20 protein-coding genes are annotated in these 18,289 nt (G+C 43.1%); 15 read left to right on the forward strand and 5 right to left on the reverse strand.

The window, feature by feature from the left end; translation table 11 throughout:
- Positions 1-268 precede the first annotated feature (268 nt).
- Entirely contained in the window at positions 269-3,049 is a 2,781-nt protein-coding gene (locus A3G19_RS07905; RefSeq protein ID WP_294871833.1) for an EAL domain-containing protein, read from the reverse strand.
- A 159-nt stretch (positions 3,050-3,208) separates the two neighbouring features.
- Here A3G19_RS07905 and A3G19_RS07910 point away from each other — a divergent pair, with 159 nt between their 5' ends.
- The 11 genes from A3G19_RS07910 to A3G19_RS07960 all read left to right on the forward strand — a co-directional run bounded on the left by A3G19_RS07910 (position 3,209) and on the right by A3G19_RS07960 (position 11,697).
- The gene (locus tag A3G19_RS07910) at positions 3,209-3,649 is read left to right on the forward strand and encodes a hypothetical protein (protein ID WP_294871836.1); all 441 of its coding nucleotides are present in this window, start codon (positions 3,209-3,211) and stop codon (positions 3,647-3,649) included.
- Between the two features lie 81 nt (positions 3,650-3,730).
- The gene (locus A3G19_RS07915; RefSeq protein WP_294871839.1) at positions 3,731-5,038 is read left to right on the forward strand and encodes a sensor domain-containing diguanylate cyclase; all 1,308 of its coding nucleotides are present in this window, start codon (positions 3,731-3,733) and stop codon (positions 5,036-5,038) included.
- A gap of 123 nt (positions 5,039-5,161) precedes the next feature.
- On the forward strand, positions 5,162-5,677 hold the full coding sequence (locus A3G19_RS07920) for a hypothetical protein (RefSeq protein WP_294871841.1): 516 nt from the start codon (positions 5,162-5,164) through the stop codon (positions 5,675-5,677).
- Positions 5,677-6,507, forward strand: coding sequence for an SIR2 family protein (locus tag A3G19_RS07925; protein WP_015653759.1), 831 nt, complete (start codon positions 5,677-5,679; stop codon positions 6,505-6,507). The genes A3G19_RS07920 and A3G19_RS07925 overlap by 1 nt, the downstream gene beginning before the upstream one ends.
- A gap of 10 nt (positions 6,508-6,517) precedes the next feature.
- The gene (locus tag A3G19_RS07930; protein ID WP_294871844.1) at positions 6,518-7,114 is read left to right on the forward strand and encodes an ATP-dependent Clp protease proteolytic subunit; all 597 of its coding nucleotides are present in this window, start codon (positions 6,518-6,520) and stop codon (positions 7,112-7,114) included.
- On the forward strand, positions 7,114-8,337 hold the full coding sequence (gene clpX, locus A3G19_RS07935; RefSeq protein ID WP_294871847.1) for an ATP-dependent Clp protease ATP-binding subunit ClpX: 1,224 nt from the start codon (positions 7,114-7,116) through the stop codon (positions 8,335-8,337). The genes A3G19_RS07930 and clpX overlap by 1 nt, the downstream gene beginning before the upstream one ends.
- Before the next feature lie 51 nt (positions 8,338-8,388).
- Complete coding sequence (locus A3G19_RS07940) at positions 8,389-8,679, forward strand: nucleotidyltransferase domain-containing protein (RefSeq protein WP_294871850.1); 291 nt, start codon at positions 8,389-8,391, stop codon at positions 8,677-8,679.
- Entirely contained in the window at positions 8,672-9,052 is a 381-nt protein-coding gene (locus tag A3G19_RS07945; protein WP_294871851.1) for a DUF86 domain-containing protein, read from the forward strand. Before A3G19_RS07940 ends, A3G19_RS07945 begins: the two co-directional genes overlap by 8 nt.
- Before the next feature lie 61 nt (positions 9,053-9,113).
- Positions 9,114-10,304 (forward strand): NifS family cysteine desulfurase, encoded by a 1,191-nt coding sequence (locus A3G19_RS07950; RefSeq protein WP_294871854.1) that lies wholly within the window; start codon positions 9,114-9,116, stop codon positions 10,302-10,304.
- A gap of 78 nt (positions 10,305-10,382) precedes the next feature.
- On the forward strand, positions 10,383-11,264 hold the full coding sequence (locus A3G19_RS07955; protein ID WP_015653766.1) for a diguanylate cyclase: 882 nt from the start codon (positions 10,383-10,385) through the stop codon (positions 11,262-11,264).
- A 46-nt stretch (positions 11,265-11,310) separates the two neighbouring features.
- Positions 11,311-11,697, forward strand: a complete 387-nt coding sequence (locus A3G19_RS07960) for a hypothetical protein (protein WP_294871856.1) — start codon at positions 11,311-11,313, stop codon at positions 11,695-11,697.
- Here the strand turns inward: A3G19_RS07960 and A3G19_RS07965 are convergent.
- Positions 11,644-12,948, reverse strand: coding sequence for an alkaline phosphatase family protein (locus A3G19_RS07965; RefSeq protein ID WP_294871859.1), 1,305 nt, complete (start codon positions 12,946-12,948; stop codon positions 11,644-11,646). The two genes, A3G19_RS07960 and A3G19_RS07965, sit on opposite strands and share 54 nt — an antisense overlap.
- A gap of 104 nt (positions 12,949-13,052) precedes the next feature.
- On the opposite strand from A3G19_RS07965, the gene A3G19_RS07970 reads away from it, so the two are divergent.
- Entirely contained in the window at positions 13,053-13,979 is a 927-nt protein-coding gene (locus tag A3G19_RS07970; protein WP_294871862.1) for a class I SAM-dependent methyltransferase, read from the forward strand.
- Here A3G19_RS07970 and A3G19_RS07975 read toward each other — a convergent pair.
- Positions 13,964-15,031, reverse strand: coding sequence for an alkene reductase (locus tag A3G19_RS07975; RefSeq protein ID WP_294871865.1), 1,068 nt, complete (start codon positions 15,029-15,031; stop codon positions 13,964-13,966). The genes A3G19_RS07970 and A3G19_RS07975 overlap by 16 nt on opposite strands.
- An 89-nt stretch (positions 15,032-15,120) precedes the next feature.
- A complete protein-coding gene (locus tag A3G19_RS07980; RefSeq protein ID WP_294871868.1) occupies positions 15,121-15,429 on the reverse strand; it encodes a helix-hairpin-helix domain-containing protein in 309 nt (102 codons plus the stop codon).
- Between the two features lie 52 nt (positions 15,430-15,481).
- Between A3G19_RS07980 and A3G19_RS07985 the strand changes: the two genes are divergently transcribed.
- Both A3G19_RS07985 and A3G19_RS07990 read left to right on the forward strand, forming a co-directional pair.
- A complete protein-coding gene (locus A3G19_RS07985; RefSeq protein WP_294871870.1) occupies positions 15,482-15,961 on the forward strand; it encodes a methylated-DNA--[protein]-cysteine S-methyltransferase in 480 nt (159 codons plus the stop codon).
- A 38-nt stretch (positions 15,962-15,999) separates the two neighbouring features.
- Entirely contained in the window at positions 16,000-16,707 is a 708-nt protein-coding gene (locus A3G19_RS07990) for a pirin family protein (RefSeq protein ID WP_294871873.1), read from the forward strand.
- Between the two features lie 22 nt (positions 16,708-16,729).
- On the opposite strand, the gene A3G19_RS07995 is transcribed toward A3G19_RS07990, so the two are convergent.
- Entirely contained in the window at positions 16,730-17,671 is a 942-nt protein-coding gene (locus tag A3G19_RS07995) for a helix-turn-helix domain-containing protein (protein ID WP_294871875.1), read from the reverse strand.
- An 87-nt stretch (positions 17,672-17,758) separates the two neighbouring features.
- Here A3G19_RS07995 and A3G19_RS08000 point away from each other — a divergent pair, with 87 nt between their 5' ends.
- Positions 17,759-18,286, forward strand: a complete 528-nt coding sequence (locus tag A3G19_RS08000; protein ID WP_294871877.1) for an HD domain-containing protein — start codon at positions 17,759-17,761, stop codon at positions 18,284-18,286.
- Positions 18,287-18,289: the final 3 nt, after the last annotated feature.

Consider the following 18,289-nt stretch of genomic DNA (forward strand, 5'->3'; position numbering starts at 1 on the left):
ATACGTGCATAATGGTGATGTGCACCCTCTGAATAACATGGATGATTGTGTATCTTCGCTTGAATATCTTCGGGCATAAAAGATTCATTTCCGCTTGAGGAACAACTCATAATAACTCCTTTTAAGTGTCATTCAATGATTCTCAACCTCATCCGGCGGCAACCATTTTCTAAATAGGGTTAATGCAATGAATGTTCTATGGTTTTAAAAAGGGGATTTAAACAAAATGTGACGTTTTTGTAGGAGGTATAACCGAAGCGTACAGAGATTACGTTTCGATTGTCGGTTGAGGGGTTGAAAAGAGGTAGCCTTGCGAATAATCAACACCGAGACTTATCAACGTTGTGAGGATTGCTTCATCTTCAACAAATTCGGCAATGGTCTTGATCCCTTTTTTACGTGCGAAAAACAGAATACTTTCCACCGTCAAAAGATGATCTGCATCATTATTGATGTTTTTAATGAGCGAACCGTCAATTTTAATATAATCAATATCGAGTTTGCTTAAATAGCTAAAATTCGAATACCCTGTACCAAAATCATCAATTGCGATCTTACATCCGTAGTGTTTGAGTGTTTTAATAAATTCTGCAACTTCATCAAAATTTTCAATCCCCTCAGATTCGACGATTTCAAAAACTACTCTATTGGAAGCGGATGAGTGTTCCAGCGTATGGTACAAAAGGATTCGTGTTTCATCGTTAATAATATCTTGAAGGGTCAGATTGAGTGAAAATTCATAGTCACTCTTTTCAAAAACAGCAAAGGTTTTTCTAATCATAACGCGTGTCAATTGATCGTAAAGTTTCGATTTTTTCGCATGCTCCAAAAACCAAAACGGGCTTAATACACTGCCGTCTTTTTCAATCAGACGGACAAGAGCTTCATATTTCATAATACGGCGGGTTGTGTTATCAACAATCCCTTGAAAATACGGCACAATCCGATCTTCTTCAATTGCCGATTTAAGCTTGGTCATCATCCAAATATTGTTTCGGTTCTTTTCACTCAAGGTTGTATTATCATTAAAAAATATCAGTTTGGAACGTTGTTCTTTAGCCTCTTTTAGGGCCATGTGCGCCAAATTATAGACATCGGAGTATATAGCATGCGCTACTCCGCACGTAACATTGAGCGTATGTTCGTATCCGGCAACAGAATATTTAAAATTTTCAAGCATGTTCAGATGATCGAGGACATAATCTCGCAATGCATCATCAAACTTTTGGTTAATACAGATGATCGCAAACTCATCTCCGCTGATCCGATAGAGATACTCGTGTTCTGTCATCTCACGCAAACGATTGGCAAACGATTTGAGCAGCTGATCTCCCACTTCATAGCCGAAGTAATCATTAATATTCGAAAAACGGTCAATATTGAGCAACACTAAGGTCACTTCTTGATTTTCACTTTCCAAATCATTTAACAATGCCGTTCTATTCTTTAATCCGCTCAAGGTATCTAGTAGCTGACGCTGGATAATTTGCTCTTTAGTAATGAGTTCCGTCACATCAACACGAGCTGCAATATACTCGACAATCTGACCCGCATCATCAAATATGGGGGCAATAACGGTTTTAACGTAATACGATTCGCCGCTCTTCGAGAGATTTTGAAAGGTCTCTTTCCACACCTTGCCTGATTGAATCGTTTCCCATAAATCTTTAAAGAGTTCAGGAGAGGTATCAGGATGACGCACCAAATTATGGTTTTTACCGATCAGTTCTTCACGCCGATAACCTGAAATAAAGCAAAAAGCATCATTGACATAGGTAATGATTCCTTTGGCATTTGTCTTTGAGACAATTGAGCTTTGATCAAGCACCATTTTATATTGATCGAGAATTTTAATGCTGTCGTTGAGTTCATTCTGCGTCGTATTGACCAAATGGGTCAATGATTTGAGCATCGTATGGCGATATTCCCGCTCTTTTATATCCACTAGGCCAACGTCCTTACGGGTAGATTCGCGTAGAGAAATCGTCGTGGTGGTAATGTTAAGAAGCTGATTGCCGTGCGGTGAATGAAAAAACTCTCCATAGGTAAAAAACCCGCTCGTCGGGGCTACTTCGTTGATCAAACCAAACTCGTAATTTAACTGATCTTTTAAAAAAAGTTTTCGTACCGAGCATGAGTAAATAAAGATCGCTTCCGGTTCACACAAGGCAACTGATTTCTGGATCTCAGAAGCATGGTTAAGAATATCTTCGACATTCCCGATTGCAAAATGAACTTTATCTCCATTACAAAAATGTCCGGCATACACAAAACCGCCATTTTCGCTACGAGCTACAATCGAGCGGGCAATCTGGACACCGTCTTCAATCTTAATGAGGGGAAACTCTATCGCGCTTGCCGGAATACGTGCAACCGTTTCGGAACCCAGATAGTAGGTGTAAAGTTCTTCCACCGCTCTACCGTCAATCTCATAAATAATGTTTTTATCCGCTTTTGTCACTTCCATCTCTTTACCGATCGCTGACCAATGAAGGGAATAGGCATTATGCACTTCCAAGACATCGCTATCCAATACAGCGATTGCTATCCCGGACGAATGGAGAGAACGTCCCTCAAAAATACGGGTATTTTGAAACGTTAGATCATCTCCGGCATTCCCTCCTGCGACTATTACATCACTGCGGACTGACGTAAAGCCGTTTAAAAAAGATTCTGCATCGCCGCCGATCCCTTCCGCAAAAGCAATACACAATTTGGTACGATCACTAACAATTTTCTTTGCCGCTTGGATACCCTGATCAAAATCTAAATGGGGAAAATAGTAGGTTGAGACATCTGTCGCTTCGAACTGAGAAAATGCGATTACAATCTCATTGGAGCTCATCTCACCGTTCATGATCTCACCGGCCGTAGTTGAGCCGATCAAGCGTGAATTCGGGAGGGTATCTAGGATGATATTTACCACGGATTGGATGAGTAAAGTATCCATATTGCCGCTAAAAAGCTGTACAAAAAGTACTTCATCACCCTTAAATGTCTCCGAAATAAACCTCTTTAGGGCTTCAGAACTTTCATATCTGTGGTTCATTAACCGCATCCGTACTCCACTGATGAATCATTATCTTTTATTCTAATACGATCTAACTGAATTTCTCTCTTTTGTTCCACCCTCATGCATGGAGTGTTCTCACACCCATATTATCAGAATAAAAATTGCATCTAATGTTTAAATATTAGGAGCCTTATCATGATGGTAGCTATACCGATGGATGCGATGACACGTGTTTATCACTATAATCCCTGTAGTGCAACCATGTTTGCATTGTATGAGGTTTCCGGTGATCGTAAAGACATTCGTTACCGTTTTGTCGGAATGCGTCTGAATCCGTGGGAAAGACATGAGGGGCAGATGGTACGTGATCCGAAAATGAAAGCATGTGCCTGTGAAAGTGACCTATCTCAAAATCCTCAACATATCAGTGAACATTACGCTCTTCTTGAAGTGATCGGCAAGTGTGATTATCTGATTGTCGATTTGTACTGCCTCAATACCCTCTATGCGATGAAAAATGTTGGAATCAAAATCCATAAAATCCCTCCGTTTGTCAAAACAGCCGAAGAGGCCATCAATCACTTCGCCATCGGAACAGAAATTGCCGAGCATCTGCGATACGTTCATCCTGCATAATAACCACTATTGATAGTTAAATTCCAGAAAAATACGTTATTATAGAATCGCCTAAATAGTGTAATAAAGGGGGGATGATTAATGAACTTTTTAGATTTTCCTGAATTTAATTCATCCGATTCTCTCCCCTCAACGCAATCACTCCTCTCTTTTCCTGAACTTCAAAAAGCGTATCATGAAAAACAATTTATTGACTATATGCTAAATCACATCAACACTCTCATTTTTGTCGCTGATGAAGATTCCCATTTTGTCTTTGTTAATGATACTGTTGTCGACAAATACGGTTTTACCCGTGATGAACTCCTAAAAATGTCCGTCAGCGACATTGATATCAATGTTACTCAGAGTGACTATTCGACCTTTTGGAAAGAGCTTGTTCAGAAAAAAACTATGCAGCTTCACAGTATCCACAAAGATAAATTCTGGAATCTTTATCCGGTATTAATACAGACCCACTACATCGAATATGGAGGAAAAGCCTATGTTTTTGGTGCGGTTGAAGATGAAAGCTACATCCAAAACCTTCTCAATGCTCACAACGGATTTATTATCTTAACCGATGGAAAAAAACTGGTAATGGGCAATACAGGTATGATCTCTTTTTTCGGTTATCCAGATTTCCTTACCTTTATCAGTGAGCATAAATGCATTTGTGAGTTTTTTATCGAAGAAGAAGGTTTTATCTATCATCAGCCAACATGGATTGAAGAGGTCAAACAAGCTCAGGAACATGATGCCAAAGTCAAAATAAAAAATCCCCTGACTAACCAAGAACATATTTTTCTTGTCTGTGCTTCAGCCTTTGATGAGAGCCGTTTTCTCGTAACTTTTACCGACATTACCGAGTTGGAAACGTACAAAAATGAGCTTGAACGATTAGCGATTACCGATGGATTGACGTTACTTTATAATCGTCGTTATTTCAATGATATCATGCCCAGAGAGATCAATCGGGCTAAACGGAATAAACAGCAACTCGCTTTTATTATGCTGGACGTCGATTATTTCAAACGCTACAACGATCACTATGGGCATGCTAATGGCGATAATGTCCTCATCCGTATCGCGAGTACCATAGAATACTGTTTCAGCCGTGCCAGCGATTTTTGTTTTCGTCTGGGGGGAGAAGAATTTGGAATCATCTGTACCGGCAATACCCCCCAAGATGTCTATTCTCAAACAGAACAGCTTCGCCAAAATATCGAAGAACTGGCTATTGAACATAAAGGCAATAGCGCATCCTCTTATGCAACCGTATCAATCGGAATTGCATTTTGTGATGGAAACACTACCATGGAAATACTTTATTCGACCGCAGACGCTGAGCTCTATCGAGCGAAAGAGGCTGGACGCAACGGTATATGTCCGGTTCAACCCCTTCTTTAACGACTAATTTTTTTTAACTATTACATTTTTGTTTTTCTATCGACAAATAAGATAAAAATACTCCTATTTTTATCAAGAACACGAAATGCATTTCTCTGTTATATACCCAAAGAGGAGTCCGTTTTGCAGATTATCTACAACACTTCGACTGTCCGTTTAGAGGATATGTCACTCGATGTCGGTTATTGTAGTGAACGTGTTTCACTCAGTAATGGAGCAAATGAAACCTTCCCTATCGGTGGGCAAAACGGTACAACACAAATCTTAATTACTGCTCCTTTTATCGATGAATCACTCCTCTCTCAGATTAAAGAGCTTGATGAGCTTCTGAGTTTAAATGCATTAGGCGGGATAACCAAAGCCCTCATTGTTGCATCATCTAAACACACCAGTCCCCAGATGGAGGGATGGATGTTTGGAATCGATAGCGATGAAGCGTTCGGTGATTACTACGGTATTCGCTTGAGCGGTGATGAGCTTGAGGGTGAATTTGCCAAATCACTTTTCATCCTTTCAAAAGATGGAGCACTCTTTTACCACGAGATTCTCCCTGATTTATCAAAGCCTTTTTCACTGGACAAAGCGCTTACTAAAATCGTTGCAGCCATGAGCTGTTATACCGGAAAAGGATGCCACTAATGGACACACTATTTGAAACAATAAAAAAAGAGTTACGGAACCAAACTACCATCCCCTACTTCGGTTTGGGTGTGTTTGAAGGGATTATAACCAAGGAGGGTGAGGCAGTACCGCATGATAGCGATTCACTCATTTTAGCCATGAACGGCGGACGAGCAATGGCTCCGAGACTGATGTTCGAATACTCCCGTGCCGCAATGCATTTGGAACAACGTCGGGGAGTTGACTACATGACGCAGCTCATCAACCACATCTACACAAAAGCTTACGATCCGACACCTCTGCACAAAGTGATCAACGATATGCTGCCGCGTTATATCGTCGATACCAACCGTGATACCAAATTCCAAGAGCTGTTAGCCTATACGCCCCATTGTCTCATCGTCGGCAAATCGCGTATCATGGGAAATGACTACCGTTATGAAGTGTACGAATACGATGTCGAAAACCAAAAATACTTTTTGGTTGAAGAAGAGGTACTTGAAACCGCTCAAAAAATCCTCTTTAAACCGATGGGTTCACCTCTGCCGAACCCGAGTTTCGTCATCAGTGACGCCGATTATGTCGATTGGCTCACCGAGGCGATGGGCGGATTTGCCGTGCCGAAGGTGCTTAAAACGTATCGAAAAACCAAAAAATACCTCTTTTTAGGGACATCTTTCGACCGCGACACCGACCGTATGGTTGCCAACGAGCTAACACTTGATTTGGAAGGCGGATACGTCATCACCGATAAAGAGTTAGGGAAAAAAGAGAAAAAGTTCATCGACAAACATAACCTTGAAGTGATTCCTATGTCACTTCCTGAATTTATCAAAGCATTTATTTAAGGAGCTAAATATGCCAATGATACCTACCGTAAAAGATATTTCGCCTCGCGGAGAGCGTTATTTTGATCTGTTTTCCAAACTTTTAGGAGATCGGGTGATCGTTATCACCGAAGCGATCGATGATCATATGATGGGAGTTATCGTCTCTCAGTTGCTCTATCTGGAAGCAATGGATTCTGAAGAGCCTATCCATATGTACATCAGTTCACCGGGCGGGTCAGTGATGTCGGGATTAGCGATCCTCGATACGATGAATCTTATCAACGCTCCGGTTTATACTTATGCTATGGGAATGGTTGCTTCGATGGCAGCGGTGCTGTTTACGTGTGGGGACAAGGGTCACCGCTATATGCTCCCCAATGCCGAAGTGATGATTCATCAACCGCTGGGAGGTTACTCAGGACAAGCGAGCGATATCGAGATCCACACCAAACATATCCTCAATCTCAAACGCCGTCTCTATGTCATTCTCGCCGAAGCGACAGGAAAAAGTGCCAAAGTGATCGAAAAAGAGTCCGACCGTGATAACTACATGGAGGCCTCGCAGGCGATCGAGTTTGGTCTGGCGGATGAGATTCTTACCAAATTCAGTGCAAAGGATGTCTGATGAATACACCTGAAAAAATCTGCTCATTTTGCGGTAGAAAACAAAGTGAAGTGAAAAAAATGTTCTCTTCGGAGACGACTCATATCTGTAACGAGTGCGTCACAACCTGCTCTAGCATTTTGCAAAAAGAGGTTCGCTACGAACAACGCTCCGCAATGCAGCAACAGCTCCCGACACCGGAGAAAATCGTCGAATTTTTGGACAAATACATTATCGGTCAAGTGGACGCTAAAAAGGTCCTCGCCGTTGCCCTCTACAACCACTACAAACGGATCGAAAATCCGGTGTATAACAATGTCGAACTCGAAAAATCCAACATTCTCCTCGTTGGACCTACCGGAAGCGGTAAAACATTGCTCGCTAAATCACTCTCCAAGATCATGCAAGTACCGTTTGCCGTTGCCGATGCGACAGCGCTTACCGAAGCAGGATACGTGGGTGAAGACGTCGAAAGCATCCTCTCACGACTCCTCGCTGCGGCGAACTACGATATCGAACTTGCACAACGGGGAATCATTTACATCGATGAGATTGATAAAATCGCCCGCAAGGGAGAGAGTTCGACAATGGGACGTGACGTATCGGGTGAAGGGGTACAACAAGGATTGCTCAAAATCCTAGAAGGTGCCGAAGTTTATGTTCCGGTAAAAGGGAGCCGTAAAAACTCTACGACCGAAACCGTCCTCTTTAACACGTCACACGTTCTCTTCGTCTGCGGAGGTGCTTTTGTCGGACTTGTTCCCGATTCGCATACGAAAAAATCAAACAAAGTTGGATTCAGTAAAACCGCCGAAAAAGGTGAAGTCAAAGAGAAAAAAATCGATGCGAAAGCGTTGGTCCATTATGGGATCATCCCTGAATTTATCGGACGTATCCCCGTAGTCGCACAACTTCGCGAATTGACTAAAGATCAAATGGTACAGATTCTCCAAGAGCCGGACAACGCTCTCATCAAACAGTTCCAAGCGCTGTTTGATATGGACGGAATTGAACTCAACTTCGAGCCCAAAGCCCTCGATGCAGTAGCCCAAAAAGCGATCGACCGCGGTGTCGGTGCACGTGGACTTCGCAGCATCATCGAAGAGGCGATGTTGCCGTTGCAATTTAGCTGCCCGTCGAAAAAAGATCTCCAAAGTCTTACCATCACCGAAGCAGTGATCGAAGATCCGAATAATGAACCGATCTATGTATACAAAACAAAAGAAGAACACGCGGAAGCATAGTTGAAATGCACCCTATTGCCTATAGGGTGCGAGATAGGTTATAATCACTGCATGAAACAAAAAGAAGCCCTTCAAGTATTGCAATCGTACAAACAAAGCCATGCTGATGAATTCGGCATCATCCGTATCGGTATTTTTGGCTCTGTTGCACGTGATGAAGCGACGCAGGAAAGTGATGTTGATGTCGTTATCGAGACGAAACATCCCAATCTTTTTAAACTCTCTCGTATCCGTCTCGATCTCGAAGAGTTGATGCACACCCATGTCGATCTCATCAGCTACCGTGAGAGCATGAATACGTTTTTAAAAGAACGCATCCAAAAAGAAGCGATCTATGCCTGAAAAGGCTCTACTGATCGAAACACTCACTCAGATTCACAGCGCTACAGAGCGTATCCTCAAACGCTTCGAACCTATCCTCACCTCTGATGACTTTTTAGATGATGAAGCGGGTCATGAAAAACTCGATGCGATCTGTATGCAGTTGATCGCCATCGGCGAGAGCCTCAAAAATGTCGATAAACTCACTGACAAAAAATTGCTACCCAACTATCCTGCCGTGGATTGGAAATCAGTCAAAGGGATGCGCGACATCATCAGCCATCACTATTTTGATCTCAATGCCGAAGCGGTATTTGATGTATGCCAAAATGATATTCTGGCATTAAAAGAAACAATTGAGCAAATACTACGAGATACAGTACAAAGCTTATAACCCCCTCTCTCGAACAAATCTTGCATAAGGACTCATAATAACGACACCATGAGGACTAAATATGAAACGTGTTTATCTGGATAACAATGCAACCACAAAGCTAGACCCAATCGTCAAGGTCAAAATGCAGCCATTTTTCGAAGATCTCTACGGTAATCCAAACTCATTGCATCAATACGGTATCGAAGTACGCCCGTATCTCAATGAAGCAATGGGCTACATGTACGATGCGCTCAATGCCCCCGATGCCGATGACATCCTTATCACCTCATGTGCGACAGAGAGTAACAATGCCGTCCTCAAAGGGATCTTTTTCAAACATATCCTCCGCGATCCGAGCAAAAACCATATCATCGCCTCTGCGGTGGAACATCCATCCGTCCTCGAGACGCTTCATTTCCTCGAAGAGAACGGGGCCGAGATCACGTTCGTCGATGTTGATCAATACGGTTATGTAAGCGCGGAGCGTGTTGCGGCTGCCATCACGGATAAAACTATCCTCATCTCAATGATGTGGGCAAACAACGAAACGGGAATGATTTTCCCCGTTGAAGAAGTTGCCGCTATCGCAAAAGAAAAAGGGATTTTATTTCATACCGACGCCGTTCAGGCCATCGGAAAAGTAAAAGTCGATCTCACTGCAACGCCGATCGATTATCTCACTTTCTCTGCCCATAAATTCCACGGCCCTAAAGGGATCGGCGGATTGTACGTTAAAAAAGGCTCTGAACTTCCGAATCTCCTCCACGGCGGGGAACAGATGGGGGGCAAACGTGCGGGTACTCTCAACGTCGCTTACATCATCGGTATGGGGTTGGCGATGAAACAATCAGTGGGACATTTGGACAAAATGAACAGCGATGTGCGAGCATTGCGTGACCGTCTCGAAGATGCTATCTCTCAACTTCCTGATACCATCGTTGTGGGAGATCGTGCCCGCCGCACACCGAATACCATTCTTATCTCGCTTCGCGGTATCGAAGGGGAATCAATGCTGTGGGATCTCAACCGTGCAGGAATAGCGGCATCTACTGGAAGTGCGTGCGCATCCGAATCCCTCGAAGCCAATCCGGTGATGAGCGCGATCGGTGAAGACCCTGAGCTTGCTCACACGGCGATCCGCCTCAGCCTCAGCCGCTTTACAACCGCTGATGAGATCGATTACACCATCGATGTTTTTGTAAAAGCTGCCGAGCGGTTACGTTCTATCTCGTCTACGTATGCCTACACCAATGAGAAAATGGCCGGTTAAGGCCATTTTCATTCACCATTTTTCCCATTCTCTCTTTATCTTATGTTATTATTATAAGATACCCTGTGAAGGCAATCGATGGAAATATTACAAAATGAATCCTATCTAATGGATGAAGATCATGTATGCAGTCAGCTTTTTTTATCCGCCATTAATACCCAAAAAAATCTCATTGTTTTGCTTTACAATAATGAGCCGATACTCCTCAATCAAGCTTTTATGGATTTTACCAATGTAACCTCGGTAAAACATTTTTTACGCGAATTTGGCTCACTTACCAACCGATTTGTCCCGCATGAGAGTTATTTTCATATCGGGAAAGCCCCTAACCCGCAAGAGTGGACAACGGCATTGATGGAACTCCCTGAAATGGATCGCATCATCAGTATGCTCAACTACCGTATCGAACCCTATGCCTTCTCCGTATCGGCCCAAACTCCGGTGCCAGAGTATACAATTGTCACATTTACCGATATTTCGCAGGACCTTATCAAACGTATCATGATCGAAAATGACGTCAATATCGATAAAGAGAGCGGTGCGTATGATAAAGACTATTTCATCCATACCTCAAAAAGCTTTTCTGAAGCAGCTATTTTCAATAAAAAATTGATCGGTATTACCATGATTGAACTGATGTCTTCCGATGCCGAAGCCGAACACTATTTACATGACTTTAGCTCAAGCATCAAATCCAATATCCGCCAAAGTGATATGCTCGTACGCTGGGGAAAAAAGACATTTCTTTTGGCTTATCTTGTCGATTCTTCCGAAAATGCTTTGAAATTTAGCCGTAAATTGCTGAGTGTCATGCGAGAAGAACCTTTTCAAAATTTAAAAACACTCAGTATGCGTTTGGGACTCTCTGTCCAACAAGACAAAGAAGAGCTATCGCAAATCATAACACGTGCGAAAAATGCTCTCCAACAATCAGGAAATTCTCAAATTACTCTCGTATAAGAACCATATATGCATATCCAAATCCAAACGTTGATTTGGAGTTCTTATGCGCCCTTACCGCAACATCAGCGATTCAGAGCTGGAAAGCTTTGGTGCGATCCGAGAATGGGATTCTCATACTGCCCGTTCGATCACTGCTCCCGCTTCTGTTTTATGGGTACATTCAGCACGCGAGAAATTTCACCGTCTTGATCCTATGAATTCGTGTCTCGTCAAAACACTTACAATCGAGCGGATCCAAGGCGATGTCATCAAAACCAATTTCGGAAGCTATTCACTCGAAACGGGGAAAAATATCTTTTATGCGTGTGGATGTAAAAAATTCTGTGACTGTTATGGACAGCTTTATCTCCTAAAGGATGATACCGCTAATCGCCATTCAGCGCAATGCGTTGGAGAGGTTAGTGCTTCGACGTTCGCCCACTGCTTCTAACCCGTAATGTTCCTCGATCAACCGAAGAATCGACGTCGTGTCATACTCAGCATGATCCACAAATCCTTTTTTAGCATACGGTGAGATGATAAGAGCGGGTATCCGTGTACCTGGCCCCCATCGATCACCCTTTGGCGGTGGAACATGATCCCACAATCCGCCGTTTTCATCGTAAGTGACAATAATGAGCGATTTTTTCCATACGTCAGGCTTGTTCCGAACGGATTCGACAATTTGAGCAAGTTTCTCATCCGCCGCTTTGATACTTGCGTATCCGGGGTGTTGATTATCCGCCGCAGAGGGTTTAAAAAAAACGACACTCGGTAATTTTCCCTCCTCTAATTCTCTAAAAAACTCTTTTTCATCTTTGAGATGTTTACGCCCCTTTGTTTCGGGAGCATACCGCGCAAAATATAAAAAGGGATTGTGGTGGTATTGGTAGTGGATTTGATCACCCTTCCCCATCAGCGCATCATCGTATCCGCCGCTGTACCATCCCCAAGAGACATTTTTATCGCTCAAACGATCCCCGATCGTGTCGTATTCGAGCGGCTTAAGACGCAATGACGGGTCAGCATATTTAGCTTTGAATGGAGGGTTTAGAGGCTGAATCGTATTGACGGCATATCCGTCCGGGGTGAGGATACCGTCGCGGACGATTTCCCCTTTGCTATCCAACTCATAGCGGGAAATATTCGATTCACTTCCGGCATACGGAGTACGCGCCGCGATGAGCCACTGATGATTTAAAAATGATCCTCCAAAAGCCGCCGCAAAGAAACGATCACAAAGGGTGAATTCTTGCGCATATCGCCATATTGCACTTCCGGAGATATCGTGATATCCCATAGAAAGCCCTTTTTCATCGCTGATATCGACAAAGCGGTCGTTTTTCCCGCCGTTGATCTGAAGCTGATTTTGGTAAAAACGGTGGACGAGATCAGGGATCATCCCCCCATGGGATACTGTAGCGTCAAGTAAAAACGGTGCGTTAGAAAGCTGAGTGCTAAACCCTGCATTAATCGATTTTTCTCCCATGGGAAGCGGATGATAGAGATTGCCGTTGCGATCGACTTGCATCGAATACGGATTCGTTGGCTTATCCGAGGTATCTGCCCCCGCAAATCCACGAAAGAGATTGTCAAAACTGCGGTTTTCGAGATAAACCACGATGATATGGTCGATTTTAGCGCGAAGATCATCGGCAGAGAGTGAAATGACCAACACCAAGAAAAGGAAAAATTGTTTCATTCTTTATCCATTTTTAGCGAAAGTATAACGCCTTTCATTTACAGAAACATTACTAGATTGCCTACACACGCTATAATTGCACCACTTTGACACAAGACAGTGATATGACCTTAAACGATTTAGAGTGCCACTTAAGCGCCGTTTCCCCTACCGTTACGGAGGAATATACCCGATTGTTTCACGGGCGGGGCAATACGTATGAGGGGTATCGATTTCTCACCGTGGACAGCGTAGACAAAGTCCTTTTTGCCGTATTGTTTGATGCGGACGAGGAAGAAGAGGCGATTGTCTCTATGTTGCGTGATTTCTATATGCGTGAGAGTAAGTGGGAAGCGCTTATACTCCAGCAGCGCTACCTCCCCTCATCTCCATCAACTGTTCTAGAGGGTGAATTGCCGAGTGAGACCTATGCCATCGAAAACACTCTCAAATATCACGTCAACTTCCTCAATGCCCAAAATATCGGTTTCTTCCCCGATATGAAGATGGGACGAGCATTTGTCCGTGAACATTCACGCGGCAAAAATATTCTCAACCTATTCTCCTACACCTGCTCGTTTTCAGTCGTTGCCATCGATGCGGGAGCGAGCGCCGTCGTCAATGTCGATATGAACAAAAATGTCCTCTCCCTCGGACGAGAAAATCACCGTCTCAACGCCCTTGATACCAAAAAAGTCGAATTTATGCCCTACAATATCCTCAAATCGTGGAGCCGTATCCGTAAAGCGGGACCGTATGATCTGATCATTATCGATCCTCCCAGTTTCCAAAAAGGGTCTTTCGCCGCGACCAGTGATTATGAGAAGATTATCCGAAGACTTCACGAGTTCGCGGCAGAGGAATGTACGGTTTTATCGGCACTTAACGCCCCCGAACTGGACAGTGAATTTATCAAAGCCCTCTTTCGTGAAAATGCCCCTGAATTTCGTTATATTGAAAGATTAGAGAATGTCGAGACATTCCCAGAATGCGATAAAGAACGAAGTCTTAAAAATCTGATCTTCCAAAAGGAAGCTTACAAAGCAGGATAATCCAGATATCCTTCTTCACCCTGCGTATAAAACGTATCGGGATTCGGGGTATTTAACGGGGTATTGTCCGCAAACCGTTTTGGAAGATCGGGGTTCGCCAAAAAGAGCGCCCCAAACGCTACCGCATCCGCCAATCCGCTTTGTATTGCCGCATTTCCCCGCTCCTGTGTGTAACCGCCGTTCGCAATCAAAACACCTTTATACGCTTTTCGCAAGACGCTCAGCTCAACGACATTCGCACCGTGGCGGATGTCCCCTTCCAGCGCATCGATAATATGCAGATACGCCAAATTAAGCGCGCTAAGCTTTTCACAGATGTACGTAAAATGGTTTGAAGGATCGGAATCTTTCATGTCGTTAAATGTCCCGCTGGGGGAGAGTCTGAGCCCCGTTTTCTCCGAGCCGATAGCAGAGGTGATCCCTTCGATGATCTCAAACAAAAACCGCCCCCGATTCTCCAGTGAGCCTCCGTACGCATCGTCTCGCGTATTGGTTCCATCCCGCAAGAACTGATCGATCAGATAGCCATTCGCCCCGTGGATTTCTACCCCGTCAAACCCTGCTTCGATTGCATTTTTGGCACCCTGAACATACTGTTCGACGACTATTGCAATCTCTTCTGTGCTGAGAGGATGCGGTGTTACAAACTCTTTCATCCCAAGAGGGGTGTAGATGTTCCCTGCGGGTTTGATAGCCGAAGGGGCGAAAGGAAGTTCTCCGTTATGATAGCTAGGATGGGAAATTCGCCCTACATGCCAAAGCTGTAAAAAGATCGTACCCCCTTTCTCATGGACGGCCTGAGTCACTTTTCTCCACCCCTCCACTTGTTCAGGAGTATGGATACCGGGGGTATTAGGATAGCCGATCCCCTTTGTCGAAATCTGAGTCGCTTCGGTAATGATGAGTCCGGCAGAGGCTCTTTGGGCATAATAACGGGCCATCATCTCATTGGGAATATTATTCTGAATACTTCTGCACCGTGTCATCGGAGCCATGAAGATTCGATTCCCTAGATGGTAGTCAGCGATTTTAATAGGAGAAAACAAATCCATAACGTACTCCTCACGAAAGATATTAAGGTCATTGTTCCACAATACGATTTATACAATTATGAATAATTTTTAGTAATTTTAAAATGAGATCAAACAACGTTCATTTGTATTTTATTTCCGTAGAGCGCTTTGCGCTCGGCGGTATAGTCCCACCATACTCTTGCCTCACCACCGTTCATAAAATCGGTAATCGACATCAGGACATCGAGCATACACGGATCTTGTCTCTCTCCGAACGCTTCGCAAAAGCGGACATACAGATCATAAGGGTCTTCTCCTCTGAGCTGATCGGGGGAAGTGATCCCGATCAATGTCAAATCATGGGCAACCGTTTTTCCGATGTTGGGAAGATCGGTGAGTTTTTCGACTTTTTCTCGAATCACTTTCGAAGGGTTCATTATCCACTCCTGTAGCTACGACATACGTTTTTCATTTTGCTATAATCATATCATGCAACCGACAACATTTGTGTATATCCGCATCATTACTACCCCTCTGGGCGACATGATCGCAGCCGCCGATGAGAATGCAATCATCTCGCTCGATTTCACCGAGGATGCTTCACACCTCCAAAACTCCGATCTTCCGTTACTCCTTCGTCTGGAAGAGGAGCTAAGTGAGTATTTCGCGGGCAAACGGAAAACGTTTACCCTCCCCCTCAACCCGCAAGGAACCCCTTTTCAAAAAAGAGTATGGGAAACATTATCCACAATCGGCTACGGTGAAACGATCTCGTATGCACAAGAAGCTGAACAATTCGGAAACCCCAAAGCGATCCGTGCCGTTGCCAGTGCCAACGGTCGAAACCCTATCGCTATTGTGATCCCATGCCACCGTGTTATTGCTACAGGTGGCGGACTCGGCGGGTACAGCGGAGGAGTAGAGAAAAAAGAGTTTTTGTTGGAATTAGAGAGGAGAGTCTTAGACTAAAAGCGCATCATCACTTTCTTTAAATAAAGGAGAACAAAATGTCATTTAAAATTCATCGTGCTTCTGAGCGGGGCGTAGCAGAGCATGGTTGGCTCCATAGCCGATTTAGTTTTTCGTTTGCCGAATACCATAATAGTAATCGTATGGGATTTGGAGCCTTACGCGTCATTAACGACGATAGTATTGAGGCGGGAATGGGATTTGGAAAACATCCTCACCAAAATATGGAAATCATCTCAATTGTAACCAAGGGTTCTCTTGAACATAAAGATTCCGAGGGAAATCATGGCATTATAAAAGCAGGAGAGATACAGTATATGAGCGCAGGCTCTGGCGTATACCATTCCGAACATGCCACAAGTGACGAGCCGGTTTCATTGTTTCAAATATGGATCCATCCGAACCAAAATGGGGGAAACCCGCTCTACGATCAACGCGATTTTAACCATCATGATCAAACCAATCGATGGGTAACACTCATCAGCGGAGATGGGCGTGAAGACTCCATCACAATCAAACAAGATGCCGCCATCTATTCAGCCGAAGTGAATGAAAATAAAATGTTATCTATCCCCCCTGTCAAAAAAGATCATGGACGATTGATCCTCGTCATCATAGGGAAAATAGAGATTAACCATCAGATTCTTGATGAGCGAGATGAGATTCAAATTACCGATGATGAGGAGTACACACTTTTAGCTCTCAGTGAGTCAAAGGTATTACTTTTTGATGTACCGATGCATTAAATCTGCTTAGAATCGAATAGTTCTAAATTTTTAAATTGCCTGCATGATATTGAAATTTTTTCCGATATTCCCCCGGATTTAGCAATGTCTCACGTTTAAATAGTCGCCTAAAACTGCTCTCATTTTCAAATCCGACTTCAGAAGTAATCTCATCAAAGCTTTTGTATGTAGTGACCAATAATGACTTTGCCGCATCCACTCTAAGTTCTTGAATGTACTGATTAGGGGTTGAATGGACACTATTTTTAAAACGGCGCATAAAAGTTCGTTCATGGAGTTTAAGTCGTTGTGATAAAATTGCTGTGCTGTATTCATCGCGTAGATTCTCTTTTATCCACAACAATAACTCTTTAATCTCATCATCTTCAATAAATGTCGCCTGTGACAACTCTTTGTAACATTTTTGTGAATCACGTCCTCGATCCACCAACAGAATATTGGCACAATGTTGCGCACTCTCTTTAGAATGAAATTTTTCGATAATATGAAGGACTAAATCCATATAGGCACTCACTCCACCCGCAGTGATAATTTTCCCCTCATCGATCAGTATTTTATCTGATTCTAGCGTAACCGATGAAAATGAAGCTCTAAAATTTTCTTCATACTGCCAATGGGTTGTTGCCTTCTTACCATCCAACAACCCTGTTTTAGCTAAGAAAAAGCTTCCAACACATGCCGAGGCGAGGATGGTTCCAGTATGATAATGATGAATCAACCAAGCATTCAATGCACTCAACTCAAAAGTAAAACCGCTTGGTACAAGTAACGGTGGAATAATAATAACATCATAATGGGTATCGTCTATAATAAATTTTCCCTCTGATATACGGTTAACTTTAAACGAAGCCTCATCATTACGTTTACAAAACTGGTTGCAAATCATCAACATATCTTCAACACCAAAAGCAGTTGAGAGTAACGTTGACTCTAAAACAACAACAGCAACATCAATAGTTTTCATTATTTGTCTTTTATAGCATTATTTATGTCATTAATGACTCTTGTGAATTATATACGATTATCTCATAATATGCAAAAAGGTGTTCACATGGAAACAATTCACCAAAACGTCACATCCCTACTCTCTCCCTATGTTAATTGCTTAGGAAAAGATGCACCTGCCTATACCCATCACGTTATTCGTATGCTTCATTATGCCTATGCATTAGGAGAACTCTGTGCGGACGATAAAGAAAAAGTTTTGATAGCCGGTGTATTTCATGATTTAGGAATATGGACAGATAATACAATCGATTATTTAGAGCCATCCGAAAAACTTGCTAGCAACTACTTAAAAGAGAATAATATTCTAAAATATGATGAAGATGTCATCGCTATGATTCGCTATCATCATAAACTTTTACCGATCAAAAATAACCCCTTGGCAGAACAATTTCGTAAAGCTGATCTCATAGATGTTTCATGGGGGGTAATGTCATCAGGGATAGATAAAAAAATGATTAAAGAGTTGAAAAAAAGCTTCCCAAACTGTGGGTTTCATAAACGCCTTGCTGAGTTGACATGGATACAATTCAAAAAAGAGCCATGGCGACCAATGCCTATGCTGAAGTGGTAATAG

Source organism: Sulfuricurvum sp. RIFCSPLOWO2_12_FULL_43_24 (genome assembly GCF_001829605.1).
In the GTDB taxonomy this organism is placed as follows: domain Bacteria; phylum Campylobacterota; class Campylobacteria; order Campylobacterales; family Sulfurimonadaceae; genus Sulfuricurvum.